The organism is Paenibacillus sp. N3/727 (assembly GCF_022637315.1).
In the GTDB taxonomy this organism is placed as follows: domain Bacteria; phylum Bacillota; class Bacilli; order Paenibacillales; family Paenibacillaceae; genus Paenibacillus_AQ; species Paenibacillus_AQ uliginis.
On sequence record NZ_CP093336.1, the window covers coordinates 621,779 to 644,318 of the forward strand.

At 46.7% G+C, this 22,540-nt stretch carries 20 protein-coding genes and 1 riboswitch; of the genes, 8 read left to right on the forward strand and 12 right to left on the reverse strand.

The features are described 5' to 3' along the window. Nucleotides 1-47 precede the first annotated feature (47 nt). The 3 genes from MNQ98_RS02780 to nfsA all read left to right on the forward strand — a co-directional run bounded on the left by MNQ98_RS02780 (nt 48) and on the right by nfsA (nt 2,657). The gene (locus MNQ98_RS02780) at nt 48-1,220 is read left to right on the forward strand and encodes a YhgE/Pip domain-containing protein (RefSeq protein ID WP_241931820.1); all 1,173 of its coding nucleotides are present in this window, start codon (nt 48-50) and stop codon (nt 1,218-1,220) included. A 94-nt stretch (nt 1,221-1,314) separates the two neighbouring features. After that, a complete protein-coding gene (locus tag MNQ98_RS02785; protein ID WP_241931821.1) occupies nt 1,315-1,917 on the forward strand; it encodes a TetR family transcriptional regulator in 603 nt (200 codons plus the stop codon). After that, complete coding sequence (nfsA, locus tag MNQ98_RS02790; protein ID WP_241931822.1) at nt 1,914-2,657, forward strand: oxygen-insensitive NADPH nitroreductase; 744 nt, start codon at nt 1,914-1,916, stop codon at nt 2,655-2,657. The genes MNQ98_RS02785 and nfsA overlap by 4 nt, the downstream gene beginning before the upstream one ends. Before the next feature lie 157 nt (nt 2,658-2,814). Here the strand turns inward: nfsA and MNQ98_RS02795 are convergent, their stop codons facing one another. After that, on the reverse strand, nt 2,815-2,958 hold the full coding sequence (locus MNQ98_RS02795; protein ID WP_241931823.1) for a hypothetical protein: 144 nt from the start codon (nt 2,956-2,958) through the stop codon (nt 2,815-2,817). A 234-nt stretch (nt 2,959-3,192) separates the two neighbouring features. On the opposite strand from MNQ98_RS02795, the gene MNQ98_RS02800 reads away from it, so the two are divergent. Next, the gene (locus MNQ98_RS02800; protein ID WP_241931824.1) at nt 3,193-3,945 is read left to right on the forward strand and encodes an exodeoxyribonuclease III; all 753 of its coding nucleotides are present in this window, start codon (nt 3,193-3,195) and stop codon (nt 3,943-3,945) included. A gap of 41 nt (nt 3,946-3,986) precedes the next feature. Here the strand turns inward: MNQ98_RS02800 and MNQ98_RS02805 are convergent, their stop codons facing one another. After that, nucleotides 3,987-5,450, reverse strand: coding sequence for a sensor histidine kinase (locus tag MNQ98_RS02805; RefSeq protein ID WP_241931825.1), 1,464 nt, complete (start codon nt 5,448-5,450; stop codon nt 3,987-3,989). Beyond that, on the reverse strand, nt 5,435-6,124 hold the full coding sequence (locus MNQ98_RS02810; RefSeq protein ID WP_241931826.1) for a response regulator transcription factor: 690 nt from the start codon (nt 6,122-6,124) through the stop codon (nt 5,435-5,437). The genes MNQ98_RS02805 and MNQ98_RS02810 overlap by 16 nt, the downstream gene beginning before the upstream one ends. A gap of 839 nt (nt 6,125-6,963) precedes the next feature. Between MNQ98_RS02810 and MNQ98_RS02815 the strand changes: the two genes are divergently transcribed. Next, the gene (locus MNQ98_RS02815) at nt 6,964-8,175 is read left to right on the forward strand and encodes a DUF418 domain-containing protein (protein WP_241931827.1); all 1,212 of its coding nucleotides are present in this window, start codon (nt 6,964-6,966) and stop codon (nt 8,173-8,175) included. 137 nt (nt 8,176-8,312) lie between these two features. On the opposite strand, the gene MNQ98_RS02820 is transcribed toward MNQ98_RS02815, so the two are convergent. The 6 genes from MNQ98_RS02820 to MNQ98_RS02845 form a co-directional block, all read right to left on the reverse strand. Beyond that, on the reverse strand, nt 8,313-9,143 hold the full coding sequence (locus MNQ98_RS02820; protein ID WP_241931828.1) for a TatD family hydrolase: 831 nt from the start codon (nt 9,141-9,143) through the stop codon (nt 8,313-8,315). Between the two features lie 99 nt (nt 9,144-9,242). Next, nucleotides 9,243-10,046 carry an ABC transporter ATP-binding protein gene (locus tag MNQ98_RS02825; RefSeq protein ID WP_241933824.1) on the reverse strand — a complete coding sequence of 268 codons (804 nt, stop codon included), beginning with the start codon at nt 10,044-10,046 and terminating at the stop codon, nt 9,243-9,245. 77 nt (nt 10,047-10,123) lie between these two features. Further along, entirely contained in the window at nt 10,124-10,885 is a 762-nt protein-coding gene (locus tag MNQ98_RS02830) for an ABC transporter permease (protein WP_241931829.1), read from the reverse strand. Next, nucleotides 10,882-11,175: an MTH1187 family thiamine-binding protein gene (locus tag MNQ98_RS02835; RefSeq protein WP_241931830.1), complete on the reverse strand. Its 294-nt coding sequence runs from the start codon at nt 11,173-11,175 to the stop codon at nt 10,882-10,884. Before MNQ98_RS02835 ends, MNQ98_RS02830 begins: the two co-directional genes overlap by 4 nt. A gap of 45 nt (nt 11,176-11,220) precedes the next feature. Beyond that, nucleotides 11,221-12,252, reverse strand: coding sequence for an ABC transporter substrate-binding protein (locus tag MNQ98_RS02840; RefSeq protein WP_241931831.1), 1,032 nt, complete (start codon nt 12,250-12,252; stop codon nt 11,221-11,223). 103 nt (nt 12,253-12,355) lie between these two features. Further along, nucleotides 12,356-12,466, reverse strand: a riboswitch (TPP riboswitch). Nucleotides 12,467-12,555: 89 nt separating this feature from the next. Beyond that, nucleotides 12,556-12,939 carry a VOC family protein gene (locus MNQ98_RS02845; RefSeq protein WP_241931832.1) on the reverse strand — a complete coding sequence of 128 codons (384 nt, stop codon included), beginning with the start codon at nt 12,937-12,939 and terminating at the stop codon, nt 12,556-12,558. 377 nt (nt 12,940-13,316) lie between these two features. On the opposite strand from MNQ98_RS02845, the gene MNQ98_RS02850 reads away from it, so the two are divergent. Then, complete coding sequence (locus MNQ98_RS02850) at nt 13,317-14,834, forward strand: GGDEF domain-containing protein (RefSeq protein ID WP_241931833.1); 1,518 nt, start codon at nt 13,317-13,319, stop codon at nt 14,832-14,834. A gap of 84 nt (nt 14,835-14,918) precedes the next feature. Then, nucleotides 14,919-15,965: an EAL domain-containing protein gene (locus tag MNQ98_RS02855; protein WP_241931834.1), complete on the forward strand. Its 1,047-nt coding sequence runs from the start codon at nt 14,919-14,921 to the stop codon at nt 15,963-15,965. A gap of 103 nt (nt 15,966-16,068) precedes the next feature. On the opposite strand, the gene MNQ98_RS02860 is transcribed toward MNQ98_RS02855, so the two are convergent. The 3 genes from MNQ98_RS02860 to MNQ98_RS02870 form a co-directional block, all read right to left on the reverse strand. After that, nucleotides 16,069-18,372 (reverse strand): glycoside hydrolase family 65 protein, encoded by a 2,304-nt coding sequence (locus MNQ98_RS02860; RefSeq protein ID WP_241931835.1) that lies wholly within the window; start codon nt 18,370-18,372, stop codon nt 16,069-16,071. Between the two features lie 94 nt (nt 18,373-18,466). Then, nucleotides 18,467-19,117, reverse strand: a complete 651-nt coding sequence (gene pgmB / locus MNQ98_RS02865; protein ID WP_241931836.1) for a beta-phosphoglucomutase — start codon at nt 19,115-19,117, stop codon at nt 18,467-18,469. A gap of 96 nt (nt 19,118-19,213) precedes the next feature. Next, nucleotides 19,214-20,245 carry a LacI family DNA-binding transcriptional regulator gene (locus MNQ98_RS02870; protein WP_241931837.1) on the reverse strand — a complete coding sequence of 344 codons (1,032 nt, stop codon included), beginning with the start codon at nt 20,243-20,245 and terminating at the stop codon, nt 19,214-19,216. Nucleotides 20,246-20,719: 474 nt separating this feature from the next. On the opposite strand from MNQ98_RS02870, the gene MNQ98_RS02875 reads away from it, so the two are divergent. Continuing rightward, nucleotides 20,720-22,393, forward strand: a complete 1,674-nt coding sequence (locus MNQ98_RS02875) for an alpha-amylase family glycosyl hydrolase (RefSeq protein WP_241931838.1) — start codon at nt 20,720-20,722, stop codon at nt 22,391-22,393. Nucleotides 22,394-22,540 lie beyond the last annotated feature (147 nt).

Here is a 22,540-nt window from a genome sequence, read left to right on the forward strand (position 1 = left end):
AATTAAACGTTTGTTTAAGAAATTTAATTGTAGGGGAGAGATGGAATGTGTTCAAAGGTGTATTCATTTTATTGAAAAGGCCGCAAATGATGTTGGGCATCGCTACAGCTCTAGCATTTCAGATTATATTTAGTGTCATTTGGATGACGGGGTATCAGGGGGCAAATGAACGGATAGGGGATTTTCGCATTGCGATTGTTAATGAAGACAAGATTATGGGAGTTCAGGTTCTTCAGAAATTGCAGAAAAGTCTTCCATTTGAAATCAGTAATGCTAATCAGGATACAGCAAGACAGCAACTCATAAACCGTGAGGTGCAAATGGTGATGACCATTCCTGCCGATTTCACGGCAGATCTGCAAAATCCAGCAGCGCAAGCTAATCTGCTGTATGAGATCAATGAATCCAATCCTGCGCTTGTGAAGAGTGTAATGGATAGTGCGGCAGCAGCGATCACTGGAACCGTCGACCGTGAGGCTTCGGCTGCAGGTATCCAAAATGTGCTAGAGCGTTCATCGATTCCTTCAGAACAGGCTTCGGTTGCAGCAGCAAGCTTGGCGGAACGGGTAAAGTCTGAAATCAGCTACATCTATCCTGTGGATGGATTGAATAATCAGATGGTTCCGATGATGATGGTCCTTTCTTCTTTTGTAGGGGCCATGATTATGGGAATGAATATGCAGCAGGTATCTTTGACACTTGGTAACGACATCACCAAATGGCAGGCTTTTACGGCACGGACGATAATCAATATCGTCTCTGCTCTTGTGATCTCCTTGCTGGGCTCATCGCTGGTTATGGCATTGGGCGGACAGTCTGCTGAAGGATTTATGACCCTTTGGTTGTTCCAGAGTCTGATCGTGTGGGTGTTTCTTGTGTTTTCCCAAATGTTCCTTATTTTTTTTGGAATGGGGGGCATGTTGTTTAATATTACGCTTTTATCCTTGCAGCTAGTTACCTCGGGGGCGATGATTCCAAGACAGATGCTTGGTGCAGGCTTTCAGACTACGGGAGATTTGCTTCCTGCCACCTATGCTGTTGAAGGTCTGATGAACATTTTATTCGGCGGCGTCCATCTAGGGAAAGACTTACTTGGGCTTGCAGTGACAGCTATTATCTCTCTTGTCATTTCAGCAGCAGTTACAGCTCTAAGAAAAAACCGGCACTCTAGTCGAAGCGGTGAATCCGCACAGCATATCCCAACGCTGACCTCTGCTTGAACGTAACCTTTCACTTATTGCTGTTTTCCGCACCTTGCGCTGTCCAGGCTGAAGTTCCATAATAGATGGAAGAACGTTTAAAGGGGACAGTCGGATGGAACAGGAACAGCCTGAGCTGGATGTGAAAACGCGAATATTAATGTCTGCCAAAAAGCTGTTTGCCAAGCAAGGGTTTGAAGGAACTTCCGTTCGGCAAATATGCGATGATGCCTCCGTCAATATCGCGCTTGTATCCTATCATTTTGGTGGCAAAGACAAGATGTTTACAGCGATTTTTGAACAGTTATTTCCGGGCTATGATATGGATCAATATAAGGAACGCATGGATGAGCCGGTGAGCGGTCTTGCTTTTGCTATCCATGAGATCGTAAAGTATACGCTAATTGATACAGAGCTAAGCGATATCGTTCAGCAAGAGCTGACGATGCGCACGCCACGCAAAGAGGTTGTACTGTCTTTTTTACGTCCCGTATGGAGTACGGTAAAGCAGCTGCTGGATCGTGGAAAGTCCCAGGGTAAGTTTCATTTTGAATCGTCAGGGGAGGCATTGCTCATGGTAATGGGTGTGTGTTTATCTCATAAATTGATGATTAACAACGAGCCTTTGCTAGGGTTTAAAGATGCTGATCCGGAGCTTATTTCACAGCAAGCGATACAATTTATATTCAGAGGACTGGGAGTTGAGGATACCAAGTGAATGAAACATTATCTCTGTTGATGAATCACCGATCCATCCGTAAATATACGGACAGGAAGGTTACCGAGGAACAGCTGGAGATGATCATCGCGGCGGGGCAGATGGCTTCCAGTTCTAGCAGTGTGCAGGCATACAGCGTCATTGCCGTAACAGATCCGGAGTCGAAGCGGGCTTTGTCCGCTTTAGCCGGTAATCAGGCATATATTGTAGAGTGTCCGGTTTTTCTCGTATGGTGTGCAGATTTATATCGTTTGCAAAAAGTGAGTGAGGCGCATTTGGGCGATCAACCGAGTTATGTGGATTCGACTGAAAATTTCATCGTGGCGACAGTAGATGCCGCGCTGGCTGCACAAAATGCTGCGGTTGCTGCGGAATCAATGGGCCTCGGGATCGTATATATCGGCGGAGTACGGAACCACATCGCGAAATTTGCGGAACAGCTGAAATTGCCGGAACTTGTGTATCCGGTGTTCGGCATGTGTGTCGGCTATCCGGATCAGGATCCAGGTATTCGCCCTCGTCTGCCCCTTGAAGGAGTGCTTCACCATGGAACTTACGATAAGGCGAGAGCCGTGGAGGAAGTTAAAACCTACGATAACACGTATGCGGAATACATGCGTGCCCGGAGCGGCGGTAAACCTGCAGCAGCTTGGTCACAGTTTATGGCGAAACGTCTATCGGAGCCGGTGCGCCTTCATATGAAGGATTTTTTGCAGAGCAAGGGATTCATGAAGCGGTAGAGATAACCGCGACCGATTTTGGCGTATCGATTATCGATTGTGTCCGCTCGACTGGCGGAATGATTCGTATTCGAAGCGTCTTACAACAAACATAGGGGCGTCCCAGGTCAATGGACCTTTTGGGAGAGCCCCGTTTTGTTATAGGTAGCTGTTCCGGTTACTTTTCCTCCCGGCAGTGCTCCTCGGTAGCAGAAGTGAATTCCGCTTCGTTATGGGATGCGAGCTTGTCTCCGTACTGATCCAATCTATCCGGGCTGCTTGATGGCCCGTCTTTTTTCGGTTTGTTATTTCTTCCTGTCATGATCAAGGTCCTCCTTCGGTGGGCTGATTGCTTTAAATTGAAGCTTACAGCGGAAATACCGCCAACCTTTATGTTGTTACTGTTCACGCCTGACTATTCATATAAATATGTATTTTTAAGGTAGGACAGGTGAGATTGTCAGCATGGGACACCCATGATAAGATAATAGAATTTGTGAGACTCATAGGATCATAGAATTTCTTCTATATATATATTCGATTGGAGGTTAAGATTTTGAAGTTGGTATCCTGGAATGTCAACGGCTTGCGGGCCTGTGTAACCAAAGGCTTTATCGATTATTTTAAACAGGCTGATGCCGATATATTTTGCGTGCAAGAAACGAAGCTGCAGGAAGGGCAGATTGAGCTTGATCTTGGCCCTGAATATGATCAATACTGGAACTATGCTGTAAAGAAAGGCTATTCCGGAACGGCTGTATTCACCAAAATACCACCTTTGTCTGTTCGGTACGGCATTGAAGAGGATAACGAGCCGGAAGGAAGAATCATCACACTAGAATTTGAGAACTTTTATCTCGTGAATGTATATACACCGAACGCGAAGCGTGATCTTAGCCGATTGGATTACAGAATCGAATGGGAGGAGCGGTTTCGCCGCTATTTACTGCAGCTGGATGAACTCAAGCCAGTTATCGTATGCGGGGATATGAATGTAGCGCATCAGGAGATCGATTTGAAAAATGCGAAGGCCAATATGGGCAACTCCGGTTTTACTCTGGAAGAGCGGGGGAAGATGACGGATCTGCTGGCAGCTGGATTTATTGATACCTTCCGCCTTTTGTACCCAGACCGCACGGATGTGTATAGCTGGTGGTCTTATATGGCGAAGGTGAGAGAGCGGAATATCGGCTGGCGTATCGATTATTTTCTGGTGTCCGCCCGTTTGGAAGAGAAGGTGAAGGATGCAGAAATCGACTGCCATGTGATGGGAAGTGATCATTGTCCGGTTTCGCTGAGCTTAAGTTAATAAACCAAAATCCATGGCAATCATGCCATGGATTTTTTTGATTATTTTTTAATAGGAAATGTAAATCGTACGGTGGCCCCGGCATGAAGGTTGTTTTCTGCGATAATATGCCCGCCGTGATGCTGGACCAACAATTTTGCGATATACAATCCAAGTCCGGAATGACCTTTTTGTCTTACGGATCGGGCATGCCCTTGATAGAATTGCTCAAACACTTGCTCCAGATCTTGTTTATGAAATCCTGTTCCATTATCGGTTATGGCCATGGAGACCTGCTGTTCAGTCACCTCCACACTCCATAGGATTCTACCTAAATCCGGGGTATATCGGATGCTATTAGCAACAAGGTTGTCCAAGACCTGAATGATCCGATAAGGATCAAAGGAGATGTCCGAATTGGCACTGCGCCTATCAGTTAGTTCCGTTTGAAAGGTAATATTTTTTTCTCTGCATAAGGCCACATATTCAGCCTCTTTATCATCAATGAATTCATCTATATCCATAGGGATGGGATTTAGTTGAAAGGACACTTTTTCGATTTCTGAAATTGTGTTCATATCCTGAAGAAGATTAGATGCCCGATTTGTGTTGCGTTTGATCACTTGAAGGTATTGAGGGAGTCGTTCCTCACGGATGTCCCCGTTCATCTGCATAAGGCCCTCCACATGCCCCTGAATAATCGTTAGCGGTGTGCGTAAATCGTGAGCTAGTGCGGCAAACATCGTGCTTCTCTCTTGCTCCAGCTTCCATTCCCGTTCAATGGATTGTTCAAGCTCCTGGCGCATTTCTTCAAAAGCAAACGTAAGTTGATTCACTTCGGCTATGGAGGATTTCTCGGTCATGGAGAAATGCAAATCCCGTTCCTTAATACGCTCAGCTCCGTGTAATAACTGCTGTAAAGGAGTGTTTATCTTTCGACTAAACCGTCTTCCGAAAATGTAAGTAAAGATGATGATATACAGAAAAGGCGACAGAAAAAAGGTTAGAAATCCGAAGGTGACCAAGGGGGAGAACATTGGATTTGCCGTTGTTACCTTGAGTGAATACCCTAGCAAAAGTGCTCCTAATAGATCTCCCTGATCGGATTGAACAGGAATATATCTAATGACTTGATTTATTCCAGAGAATGTTTGATTTAAGCGTTCAAGGATATCGTTTTTGTTCAACGACTCATGGAACTCCAGATCTCCATACAGGAATTCACCGGATAAAGAGACTACACGATAGGACATTCCTTCAGAAGGAATGAGCCTTTCCAATGCCGGTTGTCCCTGCTTGCTGATGACGGAATCTCCCTCCATTCGCACATACTCTGAAATTACGGGGATCTGCCCTTCGTAATGATTAGCTGGCAATAGGATAGCATGGTTAATGGAGTAGATGATTAACAGAACTAGCAGTCCCCATGTGACGAGTGTCACCAGTAAGCTGCACAAGATGATCAAGGAGAAGTGGCGGGCAAACGTGCTTTTGATCGAACGCTGTTTGGTCATTTCACGTCCCATTTGTAACCAATACCCCAAACCGTCTGAATATAGTTCTTGTCTTGAGCATACGCAGCCAGCTTAGCCCGTATTTTTTTGATATGCTCTGTTACAGTCGAGTCGTCTCCTTCTGCGTCAAAACCCCAGACTTTTTCATAAATTTGTTCCCGTGAAAAAACCTGTCCTTGATGCAAGGACAGCAGCTCTACAATCATAAATTCCTTGTTCGTGAGGGCAATGTTCTGCCCGTTATAGCTTACAGAATGGCCTTTGCAATCGATCACCAGGGACTGAAAACGCAACATTCCTTGTTCCCTCTGTGTGTGCACTCGCTTTTCCCGCCGCAGATGGGCATGAATTCTAGCTTTTAATTCGGCCAGACTGAAGGGCTTTAACAAATAGTCATCACCGCCAGCCGCCAGGCCCTGAATTCGATCCGTTTCACTTTGGCAGGCACTTAAAAATACAATGGGACAATCGGTGAATTCCCGCAGCCGCTCACAAACCTCAATGCCATTCATTTCAGGCATCATGACATCAAGAATAATAAGTGTAGGCATAAGCCTGCTCTGTATAAGAGCCTCTTGTCCGCTTCCTGCGGTTAATACTTCATAGCCTTCAAGCTCAAGGGCATCTTTTATAAAACTAATAATTTCTTCTTCATCATCAACCAAAAGAATCGTTTCCTTCGACATATAAATCCTCCAAGACATAGCGATCAATAAAAAAAGCCTACTTAAAACATAGTGCTGACAATTGTAGCAGTCTATATGATTTATGACACATCAGTACTTGAATGAACTCCCTTACGCGTGGCGACTACTCATATTATCCAACAGGACTTAGTGTACGGTGGCGGTAGACGACTGACTGTCAACATGTTTTAACCTCACCAGTGTTGTATAAGGTACAACAAAATCCCGCGATAGAGCGGCGAAGGACGGATTGTTGCACTCAGTACAACAATAGGGATAGGGAATCGCTTATCTAGCTCTTTCCAGAGGGATTGTTGTAGAATCTACAACAATTTCAGTAGTTTCAGGTATTCTGCCCGTCCAATGATGTAAAAAATACAACAATACTCAACATTACTCATCCTATCATGCTCTCGTATCGTAATTTCCAACGTTTCGTAATAAAACTTGCCAGTCGAACGGTTCATCAGTGCTTTCGTTGCAATAATCAGCGTCTCAATACGATCCATGTTTGAGCATTGCAGCAGCCCTTTTAGGCGTTAGACATTTCATAAATTCATATAGAATGCTGCAATTATTCCATTTAATTATCGTTAACTTTGGCGGTGAGCCTAAAAAATAGCATACACGTAATTTCTAAAGAAAGAATAAAGAAATCTGGGTAACCAGAAAGAATGATCTGCATTCACTCAATTGCAGCGTAGCGTTATGTAACGACGTCGAGATAGTATGCAAAGGCATCTATTGTTAATCAAGAGTACAGACGGTTATATTAAAACTTTATACTTTCTTTATTATTGTACCTTAACCTGAAGGCACAATGATAAGGAGGTACGAACATGGCAACCGTTCAGCATCAAAGAATTACACTCATTGATAGTTTAAGAGGTTTTGCTTTATTCGGTATATTTTTGGCGAATATTAGTTTTTTTACGACGTCGTTACAAACGATTTCTTTTGGGGTCGAGTTATGGTCAGGGCGGTACAATGAGATCTTTTTACTGTTTCGCGGCATTGTTATTGATGGGAAATTCATGTTGATTTTTTCCTTTTTATTTGGCTTTGGTATGGTGCTGTTACAGGAGAGCAGCCTGGCAAAAGGCAGGAAATTCACCCCAATCTATATACGGAGACTAATTGCCTTACTTTTGTTTGGTGTCATTCATGGGATATTTATTTGGTATGGAGATATCCTGACACACTACGCAATTCTAGGCTTTTTATTATTACTTTTTCAGCGCTGTAAACCGAAAACACTCTTGATCTGGTCACTGTCTCTGTTATTGATAGTTCCGGTTCTTCTTACTGGAGCCAGTCTGATTTCTTCTACAGGAGGGAATGCATTTGAACCTTTTAGTAAAGCGGATGCTCATCAGATGGGCGTTTATTTTCAAGAAAGGGACGCCGCGATCTATGGAGAGGGCACTTATCAGCAGATTATCGTTCAACGACTAAATGATTACATATCGTCTCTCTTTAATATGCTGGTCTTCTACCCGCAAATATTAGGGATGTTTTTAATGGGGGCCTATTTCTGTAAACGTCGAATACTACACGAAGTACGGGAGAACCGTAGGATCATTATGAGGCTGATCATTTTGGGAAGTAGTGCGGGTCTTGCTCTTCAACTCATCATGGTATTAATAGAGGGACTGCCATCTTGGGGTGAAGCTCTGGCATTGTTTGTTGGTGCGCCTATGCTGACTTTAGCTTATATTGGCATATTTGCTTTGGTTTATCAGAAGAGAGCTTGGCAGAACGTGCTTCACATTTTTTCTTATCCGGGAAAAATGGCCTTTACCAACTATCTTCTTCAATCGATCCTTTGTGGCTTAATCTTTTACAGCTACGGTCTTGGATGGTATGGAACGATCGAGCCAATTTGGCAGATGCTGCTGGTCATTATCATCTTTGCACTACAGATTGTATTCAGTAAAATATGGCTAAAACGTCTTCCGTTAGGACCCTTTGAATATATTTGGCGTCTGTTTACATATTGGGGAAATCCGGTGAAAAAGGGACAAAGGTTCAATAACCAGCTAACAAAATAGCTTAGGTTTTATTCACTCCATGATAAAGGGGCTGCCAAGTGTAACTTTTGGTTCAGCCCCTTTTATTCCTATATCTATGTTAGTGGAGTTACGCTCTGACTATCGCATTTGACCGTCAGGCAATCAGCTCTTTAGATCTACCTCATACGATAAAACCGCCGGGCATTGTCATACAAAATACGGCGTGCCTCCATCAGACTGAAGCCTTGAATATCGGCCCAGGCTGATGCGACGTCGGTGGTCATGCGAGGGTGTGTTACCTGGCCTTGAAACGGTCCTTCGAACGGCCATGGCCCATCCGTTTCGGACATAACCTGACCGGCGGGGTACAGGCGCGCCAGTTCACGAATTTCCTGCTCGTAGAGCAGGTCCGGGGTGAACGAAATGCAGTAGCCCGCATCAGCCATCCGCTGGATCGTTCCCAGCGACCCTTTGAACCAGTGAAAGTGAGCTGATGTTACGCTATGTTTCTCCAGCAGGTCACAGGCGATATCAGCGTCCTCGTAGACGGCATGAAGGATGACCGGCTTGTCATGCTTTTTGGCAAATATAATGAACCGCTCCAGCAAGTCCTCGTAAGGGCGGTTGTCCCAATCCTTACCGTTGGATTGTGCTTCGATCCGGGAATAGTAAGGAAGCCCGACTTCTCCCACAGCGATCATCTCATCCAGATGGCTTTCCATAAAGGCGAATAGGGAGTCAATATCGGCTGGAGACGGCATTTGTTGTTCAGGGTGATAGCCAAAGGCGGGTTTCACGCGGTCAACAAATCGGAGTGCCAGTTCGAGATTGCGCTGGCAAGATTCCAGATGCATGGATACGGAGATAACGGATTCCACACCGTATCCGGGCAGGCTTTCAACAATGGAAAGCTGCTGATCTATTGGATATGTATCCAGATGGATGTGAGCATCGATCAGGGGATAATTCAAGGAATCCATATCCGGTATTGTATGAACAGATGCCATTTTTTCATCTCCTTATCTTATACAGCCGTATTCCCGCTGTGGCCGACCTCTGTCATGCAAAGCCACACGCACGGTGAGAGCTGCGCGCGGCGCAAAAGTTCAGCGCTTCCGCAGTTCTTCACGCATCATAGCAGAAATTTCGTGTTTCAAGTCCAAGAAAGCCGGATCTGACAGAATATTTTCCCGACGGGGACGAGGGAAAGGCACCTCGATTTTTTGCAAAATGGAGGCAGGACGGCTCGACATGACGTACACCGTATCAGACAGAAGCAGCGCTTCTTCAATATGGTGTGTAATCATCAGAACGGAGCGACGATGCTCCTCCCATATATCGAGCAGCCAGCGCTGCATGTCGCTGCGGGTCAGCGCGTCGAGTGCGCTGAACGGCTCATCCAGGCACATCACCTCCTGCGGGCTCATCATCGCTCTCAGAAAAGCGGTCCGTTGCTGCATGCCGCCTGATAGTGTGTGCGGATAAGCCTTTTCAAATCCGGTAAGTCCCGCCCGTTCAATCCAGAGGCGCGTTTCCTCCAGTGCTTGTACCTTGGGCATACCGGCGAGTTCACGTGGAAGGAGCACGTTGTCCTCGACCGTGCGCCATGGGAAAAGGGCAGGTTGCTGTGGCATATAGGCGATCAAGCCCTTTTGCCCGGTTACATCTGCGCTGTCCATCCAGATGCTGCCGGCGTCCGGCGCAGTTAGCCCGCCTATAATGTGAAACAGCGTGCTCTTCCCGCTGCCGGATGGTCCGATGATGGAGACGAATTGTCTAGGTTGTACGGCTAGTGAAAGACCATCCAGTACCCGGACCTCCTGTTTGCGATCCCGGAATGACTTAGTGATACCACGTGCTTCCAGCACAGGCGGAGAGGAGAGCTCATTCGAGTTTTCAGGATGATCCATTTGGTGTTGTTGGCTCGCAGGGTTTAATTTGACCTTCACCTGAAAACACCTCCCTTATTTGTAAATTGGTGCGAAGATTATTTTTCCTGCTTCGGATTCCAGCGGGTGAGCCGTTGCTCCAGCAGAGTTATGAGCGCAACCATGAGCAGGCTTAACAAGACAATGATAAAAATAGCGACAAAAACGCGGTCCGTACGGTATGCGGATTTCTGCAGCATCATGAAATATCCGATTCCTTTGTCCGAGCCGATCCACTCCCCAATCACCGCACCCATGACCGAATACGTAGCGGCAATCCGGACGCCAGAGAAGATGGAGGGGAGGGCATGAGGTAGCTCCAGCTTGCGGAACGTCTGCCATTTGCTTGCACCAGCCATCTCCATGTAATTCATCATCGTCCGGTCAGTACGAGCAAGACCATCCATGGCTGAGACGGCGACCGGAAAGAAGCACACGAGTGTAATGACAATAACCTTAGGTAAGATTCCAAACCCGAACCAGATCATGAGCAGTGGAGCCAGCGCAATTGTCGGCACATTTTGGCTTACGACGAGAAGCGGGTATAGTGCGGTTTTCATCCAAGGGACCAGATGGAGAAGTAGCGCGATAACCAGACCGACAGTTGTTCCGATGGCGAAGCCAATCAGTGTCAGCTGCAGGGTGGCAAGTATATGTCCGAGCAGATCTTCGGCTCCGGCAGCGGCTTCCCTGACGATGTCCGAAGGCGGAGGTAGGATCCAATCTTCCACATGGAACAAGGAGACAGCCAGCTGCCACACTGTTAAAAAGAAGAGGACCGCCACAAAGGGCGGCCATAGACGATTCCACCAAATCCTCATGGACGATATTTCTCAGTCAGCCGGTCCATGCTGATTCCTTCAGGATTTTGCGCGATTTTCACTTGGGATATGACGCTCGGACAACCAGCCTGGAAAAGTGCTTCGTGCATATCATTCACAATCTTCAGCAGCTCTGGCAGTTCTCCTTCCAGTGTCGTTTCCAGCGCGTTCACCTCATATTTGACGCCTGATTCCTGAATGACTTTGATCGCTACGTCTACATAAGGTATGCTATCCCGACCGTCGGGCGTCTTGGGAATCACTTGAATGCTGAGCAGTGTACTTGCCATGGTCCATTCCATCCTTTCGTTATATCGGATCTATGGTTCTGCGATTTATGGGCTATCCGGTAAAAAATCGTTCGTGAACGCGCTGCTTGCTTCGAGCGGCTTATCCAGCAGTTTACGTTCAAACATCCAATCAGCATAGCCCTTCCATACGCTTTCTTTCTGTTCTCCCCAGCGGGGAGCATCGTCTTGATAGAGCGGGCTGAGCCACTTCTGGCTAGCCAGCACCAGATCTTTGTCCAACTCGGGTACCGCCTTGGAGAGGAGTGCAGCTGCTTCTTCCGGCTGTTTAATGGCGTAGTCATAGCCTTTAGCCGTGGCGCGCATGAACGCTTTTACCAGTTCCGGATCTTCATTGATCATTTTCTCGCTCGTGACCAGTACAGGTGTATAATAATCCAGCGCTTCTGAATAGTCTTTTACATAAATCATATCCAGTTTCTCTCCGCGAAGCTCGGCTTCAATACCGGTCCAAGCATAAAAGATCCAGGCAAAATCAATATCGCGCTTCACGGCAGTGAAATAATCCGCATCTCCCATATTAATCATTTTTACCTTGCTTACGTCGGCATTATCCTTCTCCATGATCGATTTCATCACAGCCTCTTCTACAGGGGAACCCCAGCCGCCGTAAGATTTTCCTTCAAAATCGGCTGCTTTTTTAATATTCCGGTCAACCGGAGCGGCAAACCCGGACGTATTGTGCTGGATCACGGCTGCGATCGAAACGAGCGGCACGCCTTGAGTCCGTGCCAGAGTGACACTTTCCTGGTAGCTGACACCGAAGTCAGCCTTGCCTGAGGCGACCAGAGCATCACTGCCACCAGCACCAGGCTGTATGATCTTGACGTTGAGCCCTTCCTCCTCGTAATATCCAAGATCTTTTGCAGCGTAAAGCCCTGTATGGTTCGTGTTTGCCGACCAGTCCAGCATGACCTGAACGTCCCGCAGCTCAGCAGCAGGTTTGTTCGAATCACTAGCTCCTTCATTGTTCGGTTTTTCTTTGTTTCCGCATCCGGCAACGACAAGCAGCACCGTGCAGAGTATGACCAAGGACATCCATCTTTTATTCCGTACCATGTTCTCTCTCCTTCTGAACAATTACTTCTACTTACCTAATCACAAAAAAAGCGTCCCGAAATTCGGGACGCATACGAGCGCAAAGGTTGATAGCGGTATAAAGAGACCGCTAGATACACATTCCTACGCTGGCATTACCCAGATCAGGTATAAGGGTCAGTATGTTAAGGTATACAATCTCAGCCGGCCAATTCCAGCACCCCGGTTCTTATGAAGTTGTTCACATAATTTATGATTAACTACGTGTATTATAGTCCGGCGTTCAACATCTGTCCAGTGAAGGCCTGAAAGCTATGGATATCCTCAGCGCTGGAAAAATTCAATATTCTCCCCTTCGGGACCGTGAATAAAGAAGTAGCGATGCCCGTTTGGCAGAGTAACGATTTCTTCATCTAAATGCGGTACATTCAGAGCTTTTACCCGGGCGTATTCTTCTTCAATGTTGTCTGTGCTTACAGCAAAGTGATGTACCGTCCCTTCAGCCGGAAGGGAATCGCTGTACCCTTGAATAAGCTCGACTTCGGTCTCATCTGCACCGTGAAAGCCGAGGAATGCCAGCTCTATGACTCCGTTCGTATGTGTAAGCCGTCCTTTTAGCTCAAGTCCGACAACTTCCGTATAAAATGCAAGCGTCTTATCCAGGTCCCGCACCACAATACCTACATGATCCAGTCGTCTCTGTGACATCCTTTAGGCACTCCTTTAAAATGAAAGTTTAAGAAATTAAAAGAATCATAGCATTTAATTCCTAGTTGTCAAGTGGGGTTACACGAATTTCATATGAAGCATGTAAGCTACCAAACTGATAAGAGTTAGGCCCGCGGCAGCAACGGCAAGCATCCAAGGGGGTGATTAACCGTCGGCGTCGGGTCTTTTTATGGTTTCATTATACTGTAAAAGGGAGAAGATCTTCCACAGGTAGGTTCAAATCTTACACTTTTGCGTTCTATTCTTTACTTCCTGGTGGGTAAAAAGTATCATTACAATAGATAAATATCATAATTCTTTAGGCCTACTACATACATCATGTCTACACAAGCTAACCTTTTACAGGGGGAACGCTTATGAACTGGAATATAGCACGAATGGCACCGCTGAGGCTGGCGGTCATATATTTGTTTGTTCAATTTATGGTTGTGCTTTGGGTTCCGGAAGCCGTGGCTGTTCAGAGGGTCCTGACAGTTATCGCGCCGCTCACCGCTTCAGGATACCTCGCTTTAGCTGCCTTGCGGCATATGGGATCGCTGCGGATTTTTTGGCTGTTGGTCATGCTGGGGCTGATCTGCGAAGGCTTAGCCCAGTTCGTATGGGCATATCCGATATGGACCAAGGGAGAATATCTGGCTGAACTGAGCGCCGCGGATTGGCTCTGGACCATGGAGATGGTGTTGTTTACCACAGGGCTAGTCTATTTGTTCGGACACGAACAAGGACTGCTTAGAGGTCTGCGGTTTATGTTTGATATCGTTATTATATTTATCGTCTTTATTACGGTAAGTTGGGAATATCTCTTGAAGCCTCAACTGCAGGGTTACCTCCTAGAAGGAGAAGGGACCTTGCTCTGGGTAAACCTGATGTATCCAGTGTGCGGCATTATACTGATATTTTTCACACTTGTCTTGTATGCTAATGCCAAGCAAGTTCAGGCAATGGTTGCAGTGTATCTTTGTTTTGGTGGCTTGGCTTTTGTAATCGGTAATCTATTTTATTTAGTTACTGTCGATTTGGTGGGGGCTGTTCCGAACCCTTATTTGGATCTGCTCTGGACAACAGCTGTGTTCCTTATCGGAATGGCGGGCGTACGTTCGGTTTCTGGAATGCGGGAAAAGGACATCGTGAAGGACAAGCAGCCTGCATTTGGGACGTTTTTGGTAAAGTATCTGCTGCCGTACGGTGTTCTCGGGTGGCTTTTTTATCTGATCACGGAGCGATTCGAGGGATGGAGCGGACTGTTTACAGGCTTGTCGCTTAGCGTATTGTTTATTCTGGTTCGTCAGGTGCTCATCCAATTGGAAAATGACCGGCTGATGGAGCGTCTGCACGTCAGCTTGAAGCAAAGTGAGTATCTCGCCCATCATGACGATCTCACAGGCTTGTACAACCGTCGTTATTTCAATACCCAACTGATGGAGAGCATTGAGGATGCTGACCAAAAGGGGAGTAGGCTGGGTCTGCTGTATATGGACCTGAACCAGTTTAAATCCGTGAATGACAGCTACGGTCACCGGACCGGTGATCTGCTTATCCAAATGGTAGCACGAAGACTGTGTTCCTTGGACAGCGGACGAATGATTGTTTCCCGTCTGGGCGGGGACGAATTTACCGTTATGGTCTATCCTGCCGTGGACGATAGAGAACTGGCGGAACTAGCTGACCAGATTAGCGCGCTCTTGAGTAAGCCCTATGAGCTGGAGGGAGTCGAGATCCAGACGGGGGCTAGCATTGGACTCGCGGTATATCCGGATCATGCCGCGAATGATCAGGAGTTGATCGGACGAGCTGATTCTGCGATGTATGCAGCCAAGGAAAATGGGGTAGACTGGCAATTTTATGCCCAATCTTCACCTACAGTTTCATCATAAAAATGTTAAAAATTGCAAAGATTTTGTAAGCTATATGCCGATAAGAAGTATAGATAGTGAGTGAGTTTGCTGAGGAGGACAATCATGTTTTGCAATAACTGCAGCACCATTGAACCGATTGAGGACCAGGGAACCATTCATATACGTCCGGTATTTGCCGAGCTGATTTTGATGTTCCGTGAGAACGGCCGTGCTGTGGAAGAGACACCGGAAAGCTGTGCCGTCCATTACAGTGATCGTGAGGAAATGCTCTTCTTAATGCAGCTTATGCAAGATCTTCCCCCGTTCATCCGGCAGCAATTGAACTTTTACGTGACTGGAGGAGCTGTACCGGATGTTCAGCATAAGTGGATACCACTACGTGAATTTGAGGAACGCATGAAGCATTTTGATGTTGTTAACATGATTTTGGAAAAGCAGTTTACGAGTTTTATGCAGCCGATTGTGGACGGTTCTGAACAGATTGTAGCTTATGAGTTTTTGTTGCGTTCGAGCGAGAACGGCGTGCCGTTTCAGCCCTATGAGCTGTTTGAAACTGCGCGTAAGACAGGGCTGCATTCGTTCTTGGATCGTGCAGCCAGAATATCAGCAATTGAGACGAGTGCTCTTTGGCTACCGAAGGGTGTTAAGCGTTTTGTGAACTTTTTGCCCTCTTCCATATATAATCCGGAATTTTGTCTCACTCATACCTTTGATACGATTGAACGGCTGTCGCTTGAACCGACGGATTTTGTGTTTGAGGTGGTTGAGACAGAGCGTATGGATGATGTGAAGCATCTTCAATCCATATTTGAGGTGTACCGACGAAATGGGATCTCCGTAGCGATGGATGATGTTGGAGCCGGCTATTCCACGCTCGAACAGATGATCAGGCTGAAGCCGGATTATGTGAAGATCGACCGGAGTCTAATTGACCATTGTGATGTGAACCCGGCGCAGCAAAAACAGCTGTTGACCATTACGGACATCGCCCATGATTTTGGTGCGAAGGTGCTGGCTGAAGGCATTGAACGACGTGAAGAATTTGAATTTTGCTGCGGAATCGGCATAGAGCTGGCCCAAGGTTATTTGTTCGGAAAGCCGGACAGCCGCCCGCCACGTGACTATGAACGCAGTTTGATATGTTCGTAAGGGACGATGTGAGGCGCAGATATTCTACAAAAATAAAAAGGGTACCGTCTTTGAGACAGTACCCTTATTCTTATACCCGTCAGACTTCATTTTGTATATCTAATTATCTGGCCACTTTTACGTCACCCATACCGCTGATGGTGTGCTCTTTGCCGTTTAGACTGATAACAGCTGGAATATCAGTCTCGTTCAAGACGATAATTTCCTTGTCTGTAACGTTCACCTTCAGGCGGGAGCCACGGAACATAACCTTAAAGGAGAAAGAAGTCCAGTGTCCAGGAACAAACGGATTCAGGTGTAGCACACCGTCTTTGACGCGCAGACCGCCGAAACCGTGAACAACAGACATCCAGGTGCCCGCCATGCTGGTCGTATGGCAGCCGTCTTCCGTATCATTGTTATAGTTGTCCAGATCGAGACGTGAGGTCCGAAGGTACATTTCATACGCTTTCTCCTGGTATCCCAGTTCGCATGCGAGAATGGAATGCACGCAAGGGGAGAGAGAGGACTCGTGCACGGTGAACGGCTCGTAGAAATCAAAGTTGCGTTTCTTGGTGTCCAGATCATAACGGTCACCCAGGAAGAACAATCCTTGCAGCACGTCGGCTTGCTTAATGTAAACCGAACGTAGGATGCGGTCCCATGACCAGTTTTGGTTCAGTGGGAGATGCTTCGGATCCAAGTCTTTAACCTGTACAAGCTCTTTGTCAAGGAAGCCGTCCTGCTGCAGGAAGATACCGCGCTCAGTGTCCACTGGATAGTACATTTTATTAATAATGTCCTGCCATTTTGTCGTTTCTTCTTCCTGAAGATTCAACTTGCCAACCAGCTCCGTATAACGCTCTGGCTCGTTTTGCTCCAGATAGTTCAGCACATCCAGTGTATATTCCATCGTCCAGCAAGCGATCCGGTTCGTGTACCAGTTGTTGTTAACGTTGTTCTCGTACTCGTTCGGGCCAGTCACACCAAGCATTACATATTGGTCCTTGGCAGGAACGTAGTTGACACGCTGTTCCCAGAAGCGGGATATTTCCGCAAGCACTTCAAGACCGTATTGACCGAGGTAAGCGAAGTCACCGGTGTAATTCACATAGTTGTAGATGGCATAAGCAATGGCCCCGTTACGGTGAATTTCTTCAAACGTGATTTCCCACTCGTTGTGGCATTCCTCACCATTCATCGTCACCATCGGATACAGTGCGCCTTTAGTGAATCCGAGCTTTTTCGCGTTTTCCTTTGCCTTCTCCAGATGCTTGTAACGGTAAATGAGCAGGTTACGGGAGATACTGGAGTCCGCTGTGCTCAAGTAGAATGGGAGGCAATAGGCTTCTGTATCCCAGTAGGTGCTACCGCCGTATTTCTCACCTGTGAATCCTTTAGGCCCGATGTTCAGGCGGTCGTCCTCACCGCTGTACGTTTGGTTCAGCTGGAAAATATTAAAGCGGATCGCCTGTTGTGCAGCAACGTCACCTTCGATGACGATGTCGCTTTCTTTCCATTTGTCACTCCAAGCAGTCGCTTGTTCACTAAGAAGTGCATTGAATCCTGCCTGTACGGCTGTATTCAACACCTCGCGGGCAGCTTCGACCAATTGACCAAGGCCATGGTTACGGGAAGTAACGTTTGCGACATATTTATAAAGTGATACTTCTTCGCCTTCGTTAACTTGAACGGATACCCGGTTTCCAACGAATTTTTCCCGTTCAATGATCTCAGCATCCAGATTCAGCTTCTCACCGTTTTTCAAAATCTCGTAGAACATAGCTGAGGTGATATGGAAGTCGAGCTTTTTGGTTTTAATCGTCAATGCTCCTGTACCTTGACCCGCTTCTTTGAACACCTCCAGCCAAAACTTCTCGTCATAGTTAGAGTCTTTATTCTTCACATCGCCGTCGAGGTATGGTGTGAAGGTAAGCTCACCTGAGAAATTCAGAGGTGCTACAGAGTAGCGGATGCTCCCGATCTCATGACGGACGATGCTGACGAAACGAACGGCTTCAATCTTCAGTTCCTTGCCGTCTTCCATGACCGCTGTAAAGCTGCGGGACAGATAGCCTTCTTTCATATTAAGTACGCGTACAAAATCTTTCACGGTACATTTCGCCAAATCCAACGATGTGCCATTAACGTCAACATCAATGCCGATCCAGTTGGTGCTGTTAAGCACCTTGGCAAAATATTCGGGATATCCGTTCTTCCACCAGCCTACACGTGTTTTATCTGGATAATAAACACCGGCCATGTAGCTACCTTGCAGGGAACTTCCGCTGTACTGCTCTTCAAAGTTAGCACGCTGGCCCATAAAGCCATTACCGATACTAAAAACACTCTCAGAAATTTCATGGTTATGCGGATCGAATCCTTCTTCAATAATTGACCATTCATCAAGTTTTAAATATTGCTTCACAATCACCGGCTCCTTTTGTTTAGGTATGAAAGCTTGCAAAAATATGAATTATGCCCTTTGAAACGGGAGGCTATGCGCGTAAATCGCCGCTATCCTACAGTTCCTTTAGGCTGTTAAACGAGAAATTTGCCAGAGTGGGTACGACCAGATTGGCGCGTCCTAGCGTCTGCGGTGAACCAATGCCTACACTTCGCATCCCGGCACGGATGGCGGCTTCAACACCGGCTTCCGCATCCTCGAATACGACGCATTCGGCTGGTGTAATCCCGAGCTCCTGAGCGCCGAGGAGGAATACCTCCGGATCAGGCTTTGCGCTTTGCGTTTTAGTACCATCGATAATGGCATCAAAATACGGCGTGAGACCCGTATTATTCAGAATGAGCATCGCATTTTTGCTGGCGGACCCAAGCGCAACCTTGATGCCCTGCGACTTCAGTTCCTTCACGAATTCAAGGGCGCCCGGCAAAATTTCAGAGGCGTCCATTTTAGAAATATAATCGACATACCAAGCATTTTTTTTCGAGGCCAGCTCAAGCTTGGTTTCTTCGTCTAGCTTCACCCCGCCGATTTCAAGCAAGATGTCCAGAGAAGCCATGCGGCTGACGCCTTTCAAACGCTCGTTATCCTCTTCCGTGAACGTAAAGCCCAGCTCTTCAGCGAGCTGTTTCCAAGCGATAAAGTGGTATTTGGCAGTGTCCACAAGGACACCATCCAGATCAAACAAACAGGCATTAATTGTAGTCATAAGGGATCCTCCCATTTAAGTGCAAACGTTTGTACTATGCTGAAAAAATAAAGGAAGCACATGACATGCTTCTTTTATTTAATTACCGTGTTGTTCCTACTTAGGCCTGGAATACATAGAAGATTCACGAATCATTAACCGGTGCGGAATAATATAACGGTTCGGCAGCGCGGTTTCGCCATCATGGCGGATGCTTTGAATCAGCGCCTGTGAGGCGGTATATCCCAGATTGTAAATACCAATATCCACACTGCTCAGCGGTGGCGTTGATAATTCAGTAATTGAAATGTTGTTAAAGCTAATAATTGACACGTCTTCAGGTACTTTGTATCCCAATTCGTGTAAGCCGCGGAGCACTCCGAACGATACGATATCGTCCACAATGACAAGAGCAGTTGGGCGTTCCGGTAGATTCATAAAGAAGGACATGGCACGGTACCCGCTATCCTGTAAAAACTCGCCTTCTACAATCCATTCATTGCGCATTTCAAGTCCCGATTCAGCCAAGGCCTGAGCATATCCCTTCATCCGGTCTTGCGATACGACCAGATTGGGCGGACCACTGACAAAACCGACTCGTTCATGGCCGAGGGAAATGAGATGTTTGGTTGCATCGTATGCGGCCTGCACGTTGTCGGTATCCACGGACAGCAGATCAGGATATTTATCGCTTCTTCCCACGAGCACGAAAGGGTAATTGTGAGACTTCAGAAACTCCACTACAGGATCTTCCTGTCGTGAATACAGCAAAATGGCTCCATCTACGCGTCGCCCGTTAAGCAGGCGCGATACGGCTTCGACTTCTTCCTTCTCATTACCACCAGAGCTGATGAGCACGTCATAGCCCGATCGATTCGCTTGGGTAACGATCCCCCGGATTAATTCCATAAAAAACAGGTTAAGGAACAACTCTTCAGCCGGTTTAGGAAGAATGACACAGATGCTTTCGGTCGTCTTTGAGACGAGGCTCTTAGCCATTATATTGGGGTGGTAACCCATTTCCTCCATGATTTCCTTGACCTTACGTGAAGTCTCTCGACTGATTCTGGGATGATTGGAGAGAACTCTGGACACGGTGGAGGGGGATACGCCCGCTTTTTTCGCTACATCTTTTATCGTTACAGACATAAAAAACCTCCAGTGGAACCGTTTGCTTTTTTTCGAAATATTAAAGAACCGATATGCTTCGCTTGGTAGAAATGACAATAAACTAGTGTCTTTTAAACGGTTTCACACTGTTATCTTATCTCTAAACAGGACCCTTGTAAATACGTATCGAAGACAGTAGGAGTACAAATTCACAAACTTTTCAAAAAATGAAGGCAGCGTTAGAAAAGCGGAGAAATGCTTTTATTATCGCTGTTTAAAAGCTAAAAACCGCTAAATCTGAACTAGTGCAAACGATTTAACAAATTAGCCGTGTAGGTTATGATGGAATAAATAAGAAAGCGGCTACATAGATGATTGAACACCGTTTGTTGGCTTTTATTACAATTATAACCGCTGTATTCCTTGTTTTTAATTCAAAATTGATCAAACGTTTGCATTTATTCTGTGTAGTGTTGGGATTTGAGATTGATGACGATGGAAAGGGAGATGATTATGAAGAGTTCAAAAAAAGTACATATACGGAAAATGACAGCTTGGCTTGCAAGTGCTGCGCTCCTTGGTGGACTGTTGTCTGGTTGTGGCAGTGGAGAAAAGCTTGAAGCTAGGGAGACTCCAGTTCCTATCACGGAACCGGCACCGGTACAGTCACAGGCGGAAGTTGACGAGCAGCCTTCGGATGTTTATTACGAAATTTTTGTTCGTTCATTTTACGATTCTGACGGTGATGGGATCGGCGATTTGAATGGTGTGACAGAGAAGTTGGATTATCTGAATGACGGGAATCCTGAAACGACAGATGATCTCGGTGTGACGGGGATCTGGCTTATGCCTATTAATCCATCGCCTTCGTACCACGGGTATGACGTAACTGACTACCGCGAGATTCATCCGGATTACGGAACGATGGAGGACTTCAAAAACCTGTTGGCGGAGGCCGACAAACGTGGAATTAAAGTGATCATGGACTTGGTCGTGAATCATTCCAGCACGGAGCATCCGTGGTTTGTAGAGGCTGCTTCGGATAAGGAGTCTGCTAAGCGGGATTGGTACCTGTGGGCAGAGGATCAGGGAAAGGAGCCGTCCGGTTCCAGTGCCGCCGGGAGCGGAAATCCGTGGCATGAGAAGAACGGCGCCCATTATATGGGCACTTTCTGGGGCGGCATGCCCGACTTGAACTTTGACAACCCGGCTGTTCGAGAAGAAATGAAGGATATCGGGGAATTTTGGCTAGAGCAGGGAGTCGACGGATTTCGACTGGATGCAGCAAAGCATATTTATGAGGATCTAGCTTCCGATAAATCCGAAGCAACAACAGCTAAAAATGTCGCTTGGTGGCAGGAATTCCGGAGCAGCATGAACGAGATCAATCCCGATGCATATATCGTTGGCGAGGTATGGGAGAATGCGGTCAGCTCTATCGCTCCGTATCTCGATAAAGCGTTTGACTCAGGCTTTAACTTCGGTCTGGGAGAGAAGATGATCAGTGCCGCTCAGAACGGAAAGGACAACAATCTAGCCTTTACTCTGGAACGTACGTACAACTTGTTCAGCAAAGTGTCCAATGGGGCGTTCACAGATGCTGTATTTTTAACGAACCACGATCAGAACCGAGTCATGACACAGCTGAACAACAACGTGGATCAGGCCAAAATGACGGCAGGTATTCTTCTGACGATGCCGGGAAATCCGTTTATATATTACGGCGAGGAAATTGGAATGCAGGGAGGTAAACCCGATGAGCAGATTCGGGAGCCAATGATCTGGTCGAATACGGGCAGCGATCAGGGTCAAACGACCTGGGAAGCGTTGAAATATAACAAGGGTGACCGTACTCAGGGTGTGGAGCAGCAGCTGGAAGATCCGGATTCATTGTTGTCCCGCTACCGCACACTGATTCAGTGGCGCAATGAGATGCCAGCTTTGCGGAACGGAACCATTATTTCGTTTACATCTGGCGACGAACAGGTGATGGCCTATGTAAGGCGCACGAAGGAAAAACAGGCGCTTGTCGTCCATAACCTGTCTGATGTTGAGAAAACGGTCGATTTGGCGGCGAAGAGCGGCAAGCCAACCTTCTCCATGCTTTTCAAAACGACGGGGGATGCAGCCGTTTTGAACGGAAGCAAGCTTACTTTGCCGCCATATACGACGGTTGTTTTGGAATAGTTTGAGTTTCTTATATATAAGTTGAACTAAAGATTCTTAGCCTGAGCATCACTACGAATGTGGATTATTCTTCCGGTCGCTATTGCCCCCAGATTTCTTTTATATATTTATATAAATGTTGAAATCCGGGGACAGTTTATGCTTCCG

Excerpts from the sequence above, each read along its gene's own strand:
- MNQ98_RS02875 (WP_241931838.1), top strand. The coding sequence starts at position 20,720 with ATGAAGAGTTCAAAAAAAGTACATATACGGAAAATGACAGCTTGGCTT.
- MNQ98_RS02840 (WP_241931831.1), bottom strand. The coding sequence starts at position 12,252 with ATGGTACGGAATAAAAGATGGATGTCCTTGGTCATACTCTGCACGGTG.
- MNQ98_RS02810 (WP_241931826.1), bottom strand. The coding sequence starts at position 6,124 with ATGTCGAAGGAAACGATTCTTTTGGTTGATGATGAAGAAGAAATTATT.
- MNQ98_RS02805 (WP_241931825.1), bottom strand. The coding sequence starts at position 5,450 with ATGGGACGTGAAATGACCAAACAGCGTTCGATCAAAAGCACGTTTGCC.
- MNQ98_RS02785 (WP_241931821.1), top strand. The coding sequence starts at position 1,315 with ATGGAACAGGAACAGCCTGAGCTGGATGTGAAAACGCGAATATTAATG.
- MNQ98_RS02850 (WP_241931833.1), top strand. The coding sequence starts at position 13,317 with ATGAACTGGAATATAGCACGAATGGCACCGCTGAGGCTGGCGGTCATA.
- MNQ98_RS02830 (WP_241931829.1), bottom strand. The coding sequence starts at position 10,885 with ATGAGGATTTGGTGGAATCGTCTATGGCCGCCCTTTGTGGCGGTCCTC.
- MNQ98_RS02820 (WP_241931828.1), bottom strand. The coding sequence starts at position 9,143 with ATGGCATCTGTTCATACAATACCGGATATGGATTCCTTGAATTATCCC.
- MNQ98_RS02835 (WP_241931830.1), bottom strand. The coding sequence starts at position 11,175 with ATGGCAAGTACACTGCTCAGCATTCAAGTGATTCCCAAGACGCCCGAC.
- MNQ98_RS02870 (WP_241931837.1), bottom strand. The coding sequence starts at position 20,245 with ATGTCTGTAACGATAAAAGATGTAGCGAAAAAAGCGGGCGTATCCCCC.
- MNQ98_RS02855 (WP_241931834.1), top strand. The coding sequence starts at position 14,919 with ATGTTTTGCAATAACTGCAGCACCATTGAACCGATTGAGGACCAGGGA.
- MNQ98_RS02815 (WP_241931827.1), top strand. The coding sequence starts at position 6,964 with ATGGCAACCGTTCAGCATCAAAGAATTACACTCATTGATAGTTTAAGA.
- MNQ98_RS02825 (WP_241933824.1), bottom strand. The coding sequence starts at position 10,046 with ATGGATCATCCTGAAAACTCGAATGAGCTCTCCTCTCCGCCTGTGCTG.
- MNQ98_RS02845 (WP_241931832.1), bottom strand. The coding sequence starts at position 12,939 with ATGTCACAGAGACGACTGGATCATGTAGGTATTGTGGTGCGGGACCTG.
- MNQ98_RS02795 (WP_241931823.1), bottom strand. The coding sequence starts at position 2,958 with ATGACAGGAAGAAATAACAAACCGAAAAAAGACGGGCCATCAAGCAGC.
- pgmB (WP_241931836.1), bottom strand. The coding sequence starts at position 19,117 with ATGACTACAATTAATGCCTGTTTGTTTGATCTGGATGGTGTCCTTGTG.